This window comes from Pseudomaricurvus alkylphenolicus, from assembly GCF_011683955.1.
GTDB lineage: Bacteria > Pseudomonadota > Gammaproteobacteria > Pseudomonadales > Cellvibrionaceae > Pseudomaricurvus > Pseudomaricurvus alkylphenolicus.
In genome coordinates, this window is sequence record NZ_JAAQPI010000035.1 from 19,412 (window position 1) to 32,934 (window position 13,523).

At 51.6% G+C, this 13,523-nt stretch carries 10 protein-coding genes and 1 pseudogene; 4 read left to right on the top strand and 7 right to left on the bottom strand.

All coding sequences use genetic code 11. The annotated features are described in order from the left end of the window. Positions 1-211: 211 nt before the first annotated feature. Positions 212-619 carry a hypothetical protein gene (locus HBA55_RS36220; RefSeq protein WP_167000927.1) on the top strand — a complete coding sequence of 136 codons (408 nt, stop codon included), beginning with the start codon at positions 212-214 and terminating at the stop codon, positions 617-619. Positions 620-887: 268 nt separating this feature from the next. On the opposite strand, the gene HBA55_RS36225 is transcribed toward HBA55_RS36220, so the two are convergent. After that, positions 888-2,216 carry a metal-dependent hydrolase family protein gene (locus tag HBA55_RS36225; protein ID WP_167000929.1) on the bottom strand — a complete coding sequence of 443 codons (1,329 nt, stop codon included), beginning with the start codon at positions 2,214-2,216 and terminating at the stop codon, positions 888-890. Positions 2,217-2,277: 61 nt separating this feature from the next. Beyond that, entirely contained in the window at positions 2,278-3,588 is a 1,311-nt protein-coding gene (locus HBA55_RS36230; RefSeq protein ID WP_167000931.1) for an Nramp family divalent metal transporter, read from the bottom strand. Positions 3,589-3,989: 401 nt separating this feature from the next. On the opposite strand from HBA55_RS36230, the gene HBA55_RS36235 reads away from it, so the two are divergent. After that, on the top strand, positions 3,990-4,262 hold the full coding sequence (locus HBA55_RS36235) for a hypothetical protein (protein ID WP_167000933.1): 273 nt from the start codon (positions 3,990-3,992) through the stop codon (positions 4,260-4,262). 498 nt (positions 4,263-4,760) lie between these two features. Here the strand turns inward: HBA55_RS36235 and HBA55_RS36240 are convergent, their stop codons facing one another. Beyond that, entirely contained in the window at positions 4,761-5,771 is a 1,011-nt protein-coding gene (locus HBA55_RS36240) for an AraC family transcriptional regulator (RefSeq protein ID WP_167000935.1), read from the bottom strand. 196 nt (positions 5,772-5,967) lie between these two features. Here HBA55_RS36240 and HBA55_RS36245 point away from each other — a divergent pair, with 196 nt between their 5' ends. Beyond that, positions 5,968-7,140: an acyl-CoA dehydrogenase family protein gene (locus HBA55_RS36245; RefSeq protein ID WP_167000937.1), complete on the top strand. Its 1,173-nt coding sequence runs from the start codon at positions 5,968-5,970 to the stop codon at positions 7,138-7,140. A 193-nt stretch (positions 7,141-7,333) separates the two neighbouring features. On the opposite strand, the gene HBA55_RS36250 is transcribed toward HBA55_RS36245, so the two are convergent. Beyond that, positions 7,334-9,733, bottom strand: a complete 2,400-nt coding sequence (locus tag HBA55_RS36250) for a TonB-dependent receptor (protein ID WP_167000939.1) — start codon at positions 9,731-9,733, stop codon at positions 7,334-7,336. Between the two features lie 416 nt (positions 9,734-10,149). Next, positions 10,150-11,256 carry a helix-turn-helix transcriptional regulator gene (locus HBA55_RS36255; RefSeq protein ID WP_167000941.1) on the bottom strand — a complete coding sequence of 369 codons (1,107 nt, stop codon included), beginning with the start codon at positions 11,254-11,256 and terminating at the stop codon, positions 10,150-10,152. A gap of 488 nt (positions 11,257-11,744) precedes the next feature. Between HBA55_RS36255 and HBA55_RS36260 the strand changes: the two genes are divergently transcribed. Beyond that, positions 11,745-12,167: a PaaI family thioesterase gene (locus HBA55_RS36260; RefSeq protein WP_167000943.1), complete on the top strand. Its 423-nt coding sequence runs from the start codon at positions 11,745-11,747 to the stop codon at positions 12,165-12,167. Between the two features lie 55 nt (positions 12,168-12,222). On the opposite strand, the gene HBA55_RS36265 is transcribed toward HBA55_RS36260, so the two are convergent. Beyond that, a complete protein-coding gene (locus HBA55_RS36265; protein WP_167000945.1) occupies positions 12,223-13,191 on the bottom strand; it encodes a CE1 family esterase in 969 nt (322 codons plus the stop codon). A gap of 93 nt (positions 13,192-13,284) precedes the next feature. Next, positions 13,285-13,523 (bottom strand): annotated as a pseudogene (locus HBA55_RS36270) (DUF819 family protein); the annotation flags it as partial.

Below are 13,523 nucleotides of genomic sequence, written 5' to 3' on the forward strand. Positions count from 1 at the left end.
GTAGATTAATTGGTTGATCCGCACTATTTGGAGGGCAGATGACACTATTCCAGTACAACTGAGCATCAAAAAAACCTCGACGCGAGAAAGTGCTGATTGCCCACCTAATAGTGTCTATTGGCACAACTTTATCACTCCACATCCATTAGGATATTTACTTACACTTCGCTCCATTACGACGCCAATTACGAACAGCAAAAAAAGAGTTATTGTGTTAAGGAAATTGCTTAAAAAGCATTACAAAATCGGCCTGATAGGCGGCACTCTCTACGCCTCCTGGGCACTGTGGCATAACTGGCCCGCGGGCCCGTCCCTGGCCCTGGTGGCGGCAGCCACCCAGTTCGCCCTGAGCTTCTCGCTGGCCGTGACCTTCTCCGCCTATATCCAATGGTTATTTGATATTGGCTCTAGCGCGCTCTCGAAGTTTCTCAATGTGGTTGTGGGAACCAACCTCACTGCCCTGGGGTTATTGGTTGGTGTTCACAAAATAATGGGCACGGCTGCCATTCTCGTGACCATTGCACCCAATATGGTGATGGCCTTGCTGGGCTCAGTGGCATTCTATTTTCAGGCACAGAGAGCAACGAGAGAGCTCGAAAACCAAACCCAGGATGGGTAGATTACTACAACCAATAGCAAAAGGTAGACCATGCAGTTTGTGATTCAAATTCGGCGGGTAGTGGAGAGGTGAACTATACTCGCTCTAATTAAGGGAGTATTCGATAATGTATTAGGATACTAGAGTTTAGAGCGAACCGAATCAAAAGGGCTGGAATTACCCCGCCTGACGGCCTCAGTTCGCTCTAAACTCTAGTTCTAAAGAATTCAAGAGGTTAACGAAACATAAAAAACCGGTAGAGAGCTGCCGGTTTTTTGAGAGTAAGTTATTAGTGGTGTCGTACAATGCTGCCGCCCTTCATAACAAAATTGACGTCTTCAATATTCGTCATCTTATCAATGGGGCTTTTGGGCGTTGCCACTATATCCGCTTGTTTACCAACTTTAAGGCTGCCAATCTGATCGTCGAGCCCCAGCATCTCGGCACTGGTGATGGTACCGGCCTGGAGCACATACCAGTTGTCGTTGAGGCGACGATTCATGGCATCAAACTCCTTGATCGCCTGCTCGATCGGGAAAATACAATCGGAGCCCAGCGCCATTTTCACACCGTATTTATAGGCCATTTCAGCGGATTTCTGGTGTTTGGTTTCCACCAACCTGGCTTTGGCCAGGTTATCAGCAGTGATACCGCCATTTTCACCCATCTCCAGAATCCAGTCCAGCACATGGAAGGTTGGAATATAGTAGGTGCCTTTTTTCGCCATCAGCTTGGCGGTTTTTTCGCTCATCATTGTGGCGTGTTCGATGGAGTCGAAGCCCGCTTTCACCGCCGCATAAACACCGGCATCACCGTGGGCGTGGGCGGTGATTTTTTTCTTGTGGCGGTGTGCCTCTTCCACCATCACCCGGAATTCTTCTTCACTGTATGCCGATACTTCCGGATCGTCGTGCTGGCTCATAACGCCACCGGAGGCCATGACCTTGATCCAGTCGCCACCGTATTTGAATTCTTTGCGAATGGCTTTGCGGATTTCATCCACACCATCAACAATCATCGGCCCCTGCACCTTAGGGCCATCCGGCGCAAAGGAATTAAAGTCTGCGTGACCGCCGAGCGCGGAGAGATAGTGCGGCGCCACCAGCATACGCGGTCCCATAAACTCACCGCGATTGATGGCATTGCGGATTTCGATATTGGCGTACTGGTAGTCCATATCACCGGGAATGCGGACGGTGGTAAAGCCCATCTTTAGCAATTCCTGACTCAACCGCAGCCCCTGGAGAGCGTTGAAAGCGCTGGATTGGGTGGTGCCCAATACGTCTACCGTACCCTGAGAGCTCTGGGTAAACAGATGCACGTGCATATCCATTAACCCCGGCATGCACACCTGATTGGACAGGTCTATTTTTTTAGCGTCCGCAGGTGCATTAACACTGGCACCCAGCTCGACGATAACATCGTTTTTCACCAAAATGTGCTGGTTGCTCAGGGTTTTCTTTTTCTCGACATCCAGCAACTTGCCGCAGTGAATATCCTGATAGCGATCGGGGCCAACATGAGCGGGCGCCGCAGGGGAACCCCACACAGGTGCCAACATCAGTGCGGTTGATAGCCCCGCCACGAGTCGCGTCAATATCATTTTTTTTGCTTTCATTGCTTCTCTCTCTCGGTAAAACGGTTATGCCACTGACCGCGAACGGCAACGCCCGCGAAAGTCAGATTAACCAGAACTTCAAATATAAATACCCGAACGCAAACCCTGCCATCATGGCAATGGAAAATTTGCTGAAGAGTCTGAACTTCACACCGGGCTGACACGCCATCGGCACGTTATCAGCCGTGATCGCTTTGTGGTTAAGGTAAGCAATCAACGGCGCGGTAATAAACGCCACTGTCGCGGCCATATCGATCAAGCCGGTTAAAGACGTCAGGAAAAACTGGTAGGTCAGGGCTGCTCCCATCGCCATCAAGGCCAGAACCCCCAGGTAGAAGGGATCGGTTTCACTGAGCTGATGGTCATCCTGCGCCTCGGGAATATCCTGCCAGCGACGGTAGAGGGATGACAAGGTGCGCGGAAAAGCATCCATCAAGGCCAGCAGGCTGGAGTAGATAATCGCCAGCGCCGCCAGGCCAATAACCGGCCCCGTGCTACTGCCAAACACCGCTTGATAAAGACTGATCAGCTGTGCCGAAAAAGCCGCTGACCCCGATTGCAGCTCAATGCTCTTGCCGTGCATCAGGCCTGCTCCCAGCAGCAGAAAACAAATGGCCAACACCAGTGTGCCGCCAAAACCCAGGTTAAAATCGAATCGGCTTTGCTTCAACGTCGGAGCCTGTTCGCTACTTTCCGATTTAGCCTTGGCCCACAGGGATTGCCACACAGAGGCATCCAGTGGCACCGGCATCCAGCCGATCAAGGCGGCGATAAACAGCAATCCGGCGATATCCAACTCGGTTGGCAACAGCTGCACACCCTGCCCCCAAGGAATCTCGGGAATCACTGTCGCGGTAGCCACCAGGGTACACACCATCATTAGCAGCACCAGCGCTTTGATCACCCGCTCCAGCGTCTGATAATGCCCCACCACCAGCAGCGCGGCGGTGGCGCCGATCAAGCCCAATGCCAGCCAATGCGCCGGGATAGACAAAGCGAATACCACCTTGATCAGACCCGCAGACATCAAGGCCAGGGCTGAGACGGCAAACAACAATGTACTCAAGGTAATAAAGAAGTAAACGCACAATACCCACCGCCCCTGGCGGCGGTAGGCCTCCAACAAGGTATTGCCCGTGGACGGGAAGTAGTCACTGGCAAAACGAAAGGCCGGGTATTTGATAATATTGGCCAATACGATAATAGCCAATAACGCCAAGCCATACAGAGCCCCGGCACGGGTGGACTGCACCAGGTGGGATGTGCCGACACTGGTTGCCGCAAACAGCAATCCCGGCCCCAGGACACTTAACTGGCCCCACCAGGGCGATTCTTCCGTAGTTACGGATTGCAGGGGTTGATCGCTTTTCATAGGGCGTTGTCTCTTTGAGTTCAGCTTGTTTCACAGATCATACTTTGGGGGGGCACTGACCTGCTGCTTATTGTTTACACCGCTCGTTTTTACCGGCTTTGCCGTCATTTGACAATTATTGCCGGTGGCAGCAAGCCGTACCGTACGAGGCAATTTTACGGTTAGACCGCACCAGCCGGGAGTATCAACGCTTGTTCTCTATGCCTAAATAAAACGCCCTCCAGGTGACAAATTGGTCCAACCAATTAGCACCTTATTCTTGTATTGAGGAACGCCGGTGGTCTGTTTATAAATCTCCCGCAAAGCAGAATAATCCAACTGAATTAATCCTGCAAGCTTATGGCCTACAATATATTGCATAGAACCTAACCAGCTGTACGAAAGTGGCGGTAGTCACCCATATGGAAACCATCCTCGACACCACCGACTATGCGCGGATCCTGATTGGGGTGCTGCCCGATAAGGCGTCGGAGATCGAAGCTGAGCTTGTCCGCTTGCGGGATGGTTATGAGCATATCTTTATCGCGTTGTGTGACCAGCTGCCGGTCAAGAAAACGGTGGACAAGCGATTACTGCGGTTGATGAGCGCCACGCTCGGGTGCTGCGAGATGATCGCAGCGCAGGCCAGCAAGCGGTATTTCAGTATGCCACCCTGTCCCTCGCCCACGTTATGATAGCCCTGCGGTTTTTACTGGGCGATGAGCACTGGCATCCGCAAGCCGTCCATTTCTCCTTCAGCCCAGTCCGCCAGCCCCAGCATTTTCACCGCTATTTTGAAGAATGACTGGATTTGGCTGTTCTCTGAAGCTGACCGCTGCAATAAAAATGGTCCGTTTTTTGATTTGTGAATTCCGATAATCTCGTTTTAGCGGTCATTGCTCAACGAAAATAATTACTGGTTTCTCCCTCACCAAAACGCCCGGCGACCACTCCAAAGCTGAAGGATAAGGTCTACCCCTACCCTGGCAGGCACCATACCGCCTTAAATCAATTGGTACCGAATTTTTTTTGCTGTCCCTGTGAGGATATTGGCCATGACAGGATCTTTCAGTTCACGATGGAAGATCGGTCGCTTGGGAATCGCGCGGAGGCGAGCTAAGTGGCGCTTGTTAACGGGTCAGCAGCTTAGCAGACCGACTTTTGCTGACGGGAAAAGGCAGCTCTGGAATTTATCAGGCAATTGAGTTGTCTCCACGGTACTCTGTTGGCGTACAGCCATGCCAGGATTTAAAGGCCGTTGAAAAGGATGTGGGGTCGCGATAACCGAGCATTAATGCAATATCAATGATATTGACATTCTTGTCTCTGAGGTACTTCACTGCCAGTGCGGATTTAACTTGCTGCAAGAAGTATCTAAACTGCGTGCCCCGCTCCTGCAAGCGCGCTTGTAGCGTGCGACTGGACATATTCAGCTTTTCAGCCACAGAGTTGACTGTACAACTGCCTCTGGGTAACTGGCGACGGATCACTGAATATAAATTAGCCGTAAACGTGTCGGACTCCCAGGTAAATTGACTCAAGAACTCATCCAGCTCTTCCTTCACATTTTCATACAGAGAAGTGGATACATGCAGTTGTGGGAGCTCCAATATACTTTTGTGATAATACACCGCGCTGACCGGTTGTTTGAAATGTAGCGGCGCGCGAAAAATGTCATTGAGCATTTTGGTATCACTTGGCTGGGAATAGGTAAAGTCCACCCGTACCGGTCTGACAGGCAACATACAAAACCCGTCCATCAACATCGCTGCGGAGGCCAAAAAATTATCCGTGACCAAACACCGCGTCAGGTTTGATGGCCTGTCCATGTGAAATTCCAAAATCAGGTAATCGCCTTTGCGTTTGACCTCGATTCTTACCAGGTCGCCCAAACTGGGGATCATATCCGGCAGCAGGTTGATCCATTCTCGAAATGTATTACTGGCGGAAGCCACCGACATATAGAGATGGAAGCTTTCCATATAACTGATGCGCCCGCTCAGCAAGCCGAAATCTTCGTTGCCGGTTTGCTCTAAAATCTCCTTGTGAAGACGAAAGTAATTTTCGACCGGGAAGGTTGCCTCCGGCATATTGAGCAAACCGATATCGATACCCGCCTTATGGGCCAGCGCTTCAAATGGCACCCCCAGCGCATCGGCCAATTTGGCCAAAACGTTCAATGAACTGGCATAGACAACACTCATGATGGCTTCGGCCTCTTAGTATCCGGTGCCCTTCTGGGGCCAACTTTACGGTTTAATTCCCATGCTACCCACAAATCTGCGCACTTTCTAGCTCATTCTGCGTATATTCAAACTCGCACGGGCATCAATTCACTAAAATCAAGTCATTATCTACACCACAAGATTTCGCCAGACCTCAATCACAGGAGACTCCAGCATGTCACTAGATTTTGACAGCGCCCGCCTAAGCAACGCCTACCTCACCGCTGAGCACGAAGAATGGCGCTCCCAGATACGTCGCTTTGTAGAACGTGAAGTGATGCCCTTTGCCGCCGAGTGGGATGAGACGGGCAAGGTTCCGGATGAGCTCTGGCCCAAGGCTGCCGAGGTGGGCATTTTAGGTTTGGGTTACCCCGAAGAGTACGGTGGCATCACAGAGGGCACCGACCTCTGGTATGGCAACATTATGACCGAAGAACTGTCTCGCGTGGGCGTGGGGGGTATTTTTCCCAGCCTGCTCGTGCACGGTATTGGTCTGCCACCGGTGGTTAACTTTGCCAGCGACACCATTAAGCAAGAAGTTGCGCCAGCAGTACTGGACGGCAGCAAACGCATCTCCCTGGGCATTACCGAACCCAGCGGTGGCTCTGACGTGGCCAACCTGCAAACCACCGCCAAGCGTGAAGGCGACTACTATATCGTTAACGGTTCAAAAACCTTTATCTCCGGCGGCATGAACGCCAACTGGACCTCCACCGCCGTACGCACCGGTGGCCCGGGCCCTGCAGGTGTATCCATGCTGTTAATTCCAATGGACCTGGAAGGCGTATCGCGCACCGCGCTGGATAGCAAACAGGGCTGGTGGTGTTCCGATACCGCCACCATTTACTTCGACAACGTCAAGGTGCCCGTGGGCAACCTCATCGGTGAAGAAGGCCAGGGCTTTAAGGTGATCATGAATAATTTCAACAGCGAACGCCTGGGCATGATCGTCCAGATGGAAGCCTACTCCCGCGTCTGTCTGGAAGAGGCTGTTAACTGGGCCCAGGAACGCAAAACCTTTGGCAAGCGCCTGGCCGATCACCAGGTTATCCGCCACAAAATTGCGGAGATGAAACAACAAATCAACGCCTGCCAGGCGATGACCCAACACTGCACCCGGGAAATTATTGAAGGCAAAAGCAATCCCGGGGATCTCGCCCTGCTCAAAGTACAGTGCAGCCAGACCATGGAATTCTGCGCCCGTGAGGCCAGCCAGATTCTGGGTGGCGCCAGCTACCTGCGCGATAACCGCGTCGAACGTATTTACCGCGAAGTGCGCGTGCAGGCTATCGGCGGTGGCTCAGAAGAGATTATGCGCGATCTGGCTTCACGTCAGTACGGCGTGTAAAACTGGGAGAGGGGAAAATTGCCCTCCTTTTAAACCGGGTTCTTTCATCAGCTCCAACTCAGGCACATATCCAAAACCGTAGATCTTCCACATAAAGCGGGGGTCGGAGCTGATATATAGATTACTCAAACCATCGCGCCGATTAAGGGCCCCAGAATTGGGGCCGCAGTAAGCTCAACAGGGCGAGGAGAGATTAAAAGTTGTAGCGGAAGCTGGCCGAAACCGTGCGCGGACGATTGACACCAAACTCGTTAAAGCTGAAACCACTGGGAATATCGGAAGCGGCAAAACCCAGGCCGCCGAAGGCCGCAGGAGTCAGGAAAAACGGCAAGATGTCATCATCCAAATCCTGGACGGAGACCACTTCAATGGTGTTCAGCAGGTTATCGACCCGGAGCTTGAGCGACCAGGTCTCGTTCTCCAACCCCGCTGACAGGTTAAAGAGGCCGTAGTCACCCAGTTCGGTGGAATTGTCCTCAAAGGTGATGGTGTAATCGCCGGTGTGAACATACTGGGCGTTAAGCACCAGGTCCGATTCAAAAGCCAGGTCCGGGAAGACCACTTGTCCGCCCACCGACAGTGTGTACTCAGGGGTATAAGGTGCGGAAGTACCCGCCGGGGTGAGGACATCAAATGCAGTACCGGCATTATCCCGGAAGATGAAATCATCGTCGTTTTCCGTTTTCACATAGTTACCGCTGGCGAACAGGGTCAGGTTTTCGTTCACGGCCCAGGTGGATTCAATTTCAAAGCCCTCACTGGTGTTGTCGGTGGCATTGGTAATCACAGCAAACAGACCGCCGATAAACTGCTGGGTCTGCAGGTCTTCAATCTTGGTCTGGAAAGCCGCCATATTCACCTGCAACGATCCGTCCAGCAGGGTTGACTTCAAACCCAGCTCGATGGACTTGGCCAGTTCCGGTTCATAGCTGTTGTATTGGGCGCCAGTGCCGGGTGCCAGCGCTTCAATCTGGGCAACGGAAAGGGGTGAGTTGAGATTGCCGTTTTTCACCCCCTCGGAGTAACTGAGATAGGCCAGGAGATCTTCATTCGGGGTGAATTCCACCGATACCTTCGGCAGTACCTCCTCGACACTGACAGTTTCAGTGGTCAGCGGGAAAGCGGCAAGCCCTGTAAAGAGGCTGAAAGACGCACCGCCGATGGAGAGGTCAATATCCTCCTTATGGCTGCGAACACCGGTAATTAACGCCCACTGCTCATTGATCTCCCAGGTGCTTTCAAAAAAGACGGAGATCTGTTCACCCTCATTATTGGTGGTAGTGGGATTTCCCGGCGCGAACGCGTTCGCGATATCCGTTGTGCATTCCGCGGGCAAAGCAAACAGAGTTACATAATCAGGGTTACAGGCGCCGTCCCCTCCCAATTCCAGCTCAAAGTCGCGATAGAAAGCGCCGGCCACAAAGTTAAAAGGGCCGTCAAAGTTGGAAATAATGCGGAACTCCTGGGAAAGCTGTTCCCACCCGGTTTCAGCCGCGATAAACGCATCCGACTGTACAAAGGTCGGTGAACCGTTAACGGCAGACATCAAGCCCGATGCAGCAATGGTATCCAGGGAAGAATAAATCAGGTCCGGCTGAAAGGTATCCCGCTCCCGATCATAGTAGGAGGTAATGGATTCAACCTTGAAGCTTTCAAAGTTAAAGCCCAAATTAGCACTGACAATAGTGTACTCGTCGCTGGTCTTACCCTCGCTACCACGGTGGTCAAACGTCAAGTCCTCAGGATCGCCGTTTACGAACCACAGCATATCCTGCTCCATCTCTTCATAGGTTGCCATAATACGGGCACTGAAGAAATCGTTGGGCTCAGCCAGTAACACCGCCCGGAAATTGTCGACGCTGTAGCCATTAACTTCACCGCCGCCATCAAAGCTGTTATCGATAAAGCCGCCCTGGTTGATATGGTTGGCAGACAGGCGCAACCCCAATTTGTCTTCGATCAGGGGAATGCTGACCGCTGCCCGGACACCACCGTCCAACTCGCCACCATCAACCTGACTGCCATCCACCTCTATGCTGGCCTCGAACTCATTCAGGCTGGGGTTTTCACTGAAATAACGCAGGGCGCCACCCTCGGCGCCTTCACCAAAGAGGGTACCCTGGGGCCCACGCAGGACTTCGACACGGTTGATATCCCAGAAGCGAATATCCAGCTGCGTACCCACCGCAATATTCACCGGCACATCGTCAAAGTAGAGCCCGACACTGCTGTTAATGGGCAGTAAATCCTGTGGTACAACGGTACGGCCGACGCCGCGAATGGATATTTCATTGCGGCCGGGACCGCGATCCTGCAAGTTCAGGCCCGGGGTAGAAAGCGCCAGGTCCGCGACATTTTCGAGGCCCATATCATCGATGTTTTCACTGCCGTAGGCGCGAATGGAAGACCCCACATCCTGCAGGCTTTCTTCTTTGAAGCGGGCGGTTACCACTATTTCCTCAAGCAACGCGCTCAAGTCTTCATCTTCCGCGGCCTGAACCGGCATCCCCAGGGCAGCAGATGTTACCGCAACACCGGCCAGCAGGCGGGTGGTTATAGATACATGTCTTGACAAGGTATTTTTTAAGAACATTGCTTGGCTCTCCAATTGCTTAATATCTGTCGTTTTTATTAAACGTTATAAGTCGCTACAGGCGAGAGGCTGGTCTATTTTTAATCCAGACGCCTTAAAAGAATATTACGATTTAGACGCGATCAAGAGTTGACGGATCGACACGGAAAGTTGTCCGATTAACACCATTTAAGTATAGCGGCTTAATTGAGCGGGGTAGTTATGATGGATGAGAATATAGATCGAGCATCTTATAACAACAGGGTCAATAGAGGGTATTTCCTGGAAACGGAGATTTTGCTGGCGCGAACTAGTGTCCATCCAGAAACGTAAAAAGCTTACAGAGTACAGCTTACAGTTGACAGCAAAAGCACGGTAAAAGAGGCTTTTACTGTAAGCTGTAAACTGTTATCTATAGCATCGTTTCCGGCTGAACACTAACTAAATTGCCTGGGCGACACGCCGTAATAGCGCTTAAACGCTCGACTAAAAGCCCCGTGCCCCTGATAACCCACTTTGTCTGACACGTCACTGACGGACATTCCCCGACGCAAGAGTTTGCCCGCCTGGGTCATTCGCTGCTCCAACAGGTATTCATGCACCCCGGCACCAAACAGCGCCTTAAAACCCTCGGTCAGTTTGCGGCGATTCAGGCCCGCGCGGCGGGCTAGTTCTTCCAGTGTCAGGTGGTGGGCATAATCGGTCTCCAGCAGGTGTTTAACCGATGTCAGTTGCTGGATGTCCGTCTCCCTGAAACGGATGCTATTTGCACCCTTGCCGCCCTTCTCGCTCAACGCCTGAAGAGACAGGGCCAACAGCTCCTGAGTCCGACTCTGGACCAACATCAAGTAAAACGGGTTATCAAACCTTAACGCCAGTATTTTGCGGATAAGCTCACGCAGTTCTGCATTCACCTGAAACGATAGCAGATGCGCCATAGGCTCACTGGCTTGCCCTGCCGCCTGGAGTTCATCGAGTAACGAGTGATGGCCAGAAAAGAGGCTTTTAATGACTGATTCCGGTTTAAACAGTATCACAACGCCGGTTAATGGCCCCTGAAGAGCCTGCTCTATGGTGTACTGAATACCACTGCCGTAATGCAGAAAAGAACCTTCCGCTTCGCGCTGTGCCTGCGCCTGGTTGTCCAAAGACTCAATAAAGCTTCCTTGAACCATAAAACGTAACGCACACCAACCTGACAAATTATGACCCGTGTTTTCCATATAGGAGCCGCCGGTCACACGTGAGATCACCAGGCAACACTCATCATTCAGGAAGTGATAATCGCCAGTGCCAATCCCCGGGTAGCGTATCCGCAACACCGGAGTGAGGGTTTCACTTTGCACCAGACGCCACATATCCGTGAGGAAGTGGGACATTTTGATGTTATCGCCCCCCAGTTCAGCGGTCAGGTAATCGATAGTGCCTGACTTTGGGGATGCGACCGTTACCGGGCCCTCTCGATGAAGCTCAACAGCAGAGAGGAAAGACCGGGTGGACTCACTGATCGGCGGCATTTCCGGCTCTGGTTTAGTCTGGGGCATGGGTCGAACACACCATCGTGATACACATACCGATACTATAGTGCATTGAAAATTATAAAGAAATTGGTTTGAGCTATCGTACACTTCAGCGCCGAGGGACAGATTCGCCCCCGATTTCCTCAGCCAGGTAGGGCGGCATCATACGCTGGCTATCAGATGGCGATTTCAGCCCCGGGGTATCCAGCTATTCCATCTGAGACGGAAGATAGACACCCAGAGCTTTGATCATCATCCAGTCACGTTTACTAGCCTCGCCTTGGGTAACCGAGTTATTGGGTAACCGAGTTATTGGGTATCTACTAATTACCGGGTTTAAAACCCACGACCTGAGACGTGTTGGCAAGCAGTTGTTGGTCTTGATTTTCATCCAGCTCCAGATAGCTGATGAACATGCCAACTTACCCCATATCGCCACCGCCTATATGCGGCCGCACTCAACTCGCCTACAATCTACCCTTACTTGAAATAACCTTCACGCGAGCCCCGACATGCAAGACTTTAATCCCACCGATTATAATATCCCCGATGACTTCCAACACTATCCCGGCGATCCGGCTGAAGACTCCTTGGGCCCCTTTTTTTATCGCCAGGCGGGCGATCAGCTGGAAGCCGCCCTGAGCGTTCAGGCCCGCCACTGTAATATTATGGGGGGAACCCACGGAGGCATCCTCATGACCATGGCCGATTACTGCCTGGCCACACCTCTCTTTCTAGACCACCCTGCCGGTGTGTTGACGGTGAGCTGTAATTGTGACTTTGTTGGCGCCTCACAAGAGGGAGACCTGATTATTGGTCGCGCCGAAATCACCCGCCGAGGAAAGTCACTGGCCTTTACCCGCTGCACCCTGAGTGTTGATAAGCGTACGATCCTGACCGCCAACGGAGTAATCAAGCCACTGCAACAGCGTTAATGAGCTTAACAGGGTATGAAACTTAAGCGGAAAATTGTGCTACGTCCCCGATTTATTAATATTGTTGAAAGAAGTACCAGATCTCAGCGGCACCAAAGTAATCAAAAGTCTGTTTGCCAAGTACCTCATCCATGTCGGCAGGAATCTCTACTGAGAGCAGTTCCTGTAGATTGTCTGGAGTTTTTGTTCCCGGCAGGCGATGGCCCATGCCATCAACCTGATAACCTTTAACGGATACGTTATTACGGCACTCATTCCAGAGGGTCGCATAAGTCTGGATGCCATCGTTACTATCAAGGTCAAAAAGTGTGGCGGCGCGGCTGTTATTACAGCCATTTGCTTTCGCCCAAAAATTGAGTGATTCAGAGTAAGAGAGAAGCTTATTTTGTGGGCCGCCTAATTCGCCACCCTTAAATGGCACACTCTTGTCTTCTGTTCCCATAGTGAGCAGAACAGGGAGTGGTTTGGACGGCTGACAGCTTTCGGCTACCTCTACCAGCATGGACGCAACAACTGGAGCAATGGCGGTTAGCCTATCGGTGCGATGGCAGCTGAGATAAAAACTCATATAGCCGCCCATGGAATTTCCAGTAGCAAATACCTTGTCTGGGTTAAGCAGCCCTTTGCTATTGAGGTCTTCCAGCATGTTGTCGAAATAACTTAGGTCATCGATCTTCTCTAGGTCGGGAGCCATTTTTGGGAGTTTAAGCCCCACATTCCACATATTGTTAATACCTTGCGGATAGACAATGCGAAAGCCATACAGATCAGCCAGTGATTCGTAGCCATAAAAGCGGGAAAGGTTGGCATTGCCTCCACCACCGTGAAAAACCAGCAAGGTTTTTGATGGGCCTTCGACGCCTTTTGGGGTGTATAGGTAGTAGCTTCGATTAACGCCGTCAACGGTCAGGTCTTTTTGCTGAAAGCTTCCTTCACCGTAAAAGGATTCGATCGTGGCTGCCTGCAATGGGCTAACCAGAACTGTGGCTATGAGTAGCAATTTGGAAAGTTGGCTTCGAATCATGGTTCTGTTTTTTCGTGTTGAGTCAATCTATGATTTGTTGGTTAGATGAGTAATCTGGGGTATCGAATGTCCTGTCATTATATCTGCGCGTCCCTATAACAGTGCAGACAAAGAAATCCCTATAAAATTAGCCAGTGCATAACCAAAAACACCACACAGCAGAGCTGGTGTAGTGAGGTTATGCCAGCCCTTGGAAACCGCCATCGCTGCCGTGTTGGCACTGCCGCCAATATAACCTGCAGTCATGATACCGGCCAAAACACCTTCATCCGGCCCCAGATCAACCATCCGAACCGCCACAAAAGCACCTACTACCGTTGCGAAGGCGGCAG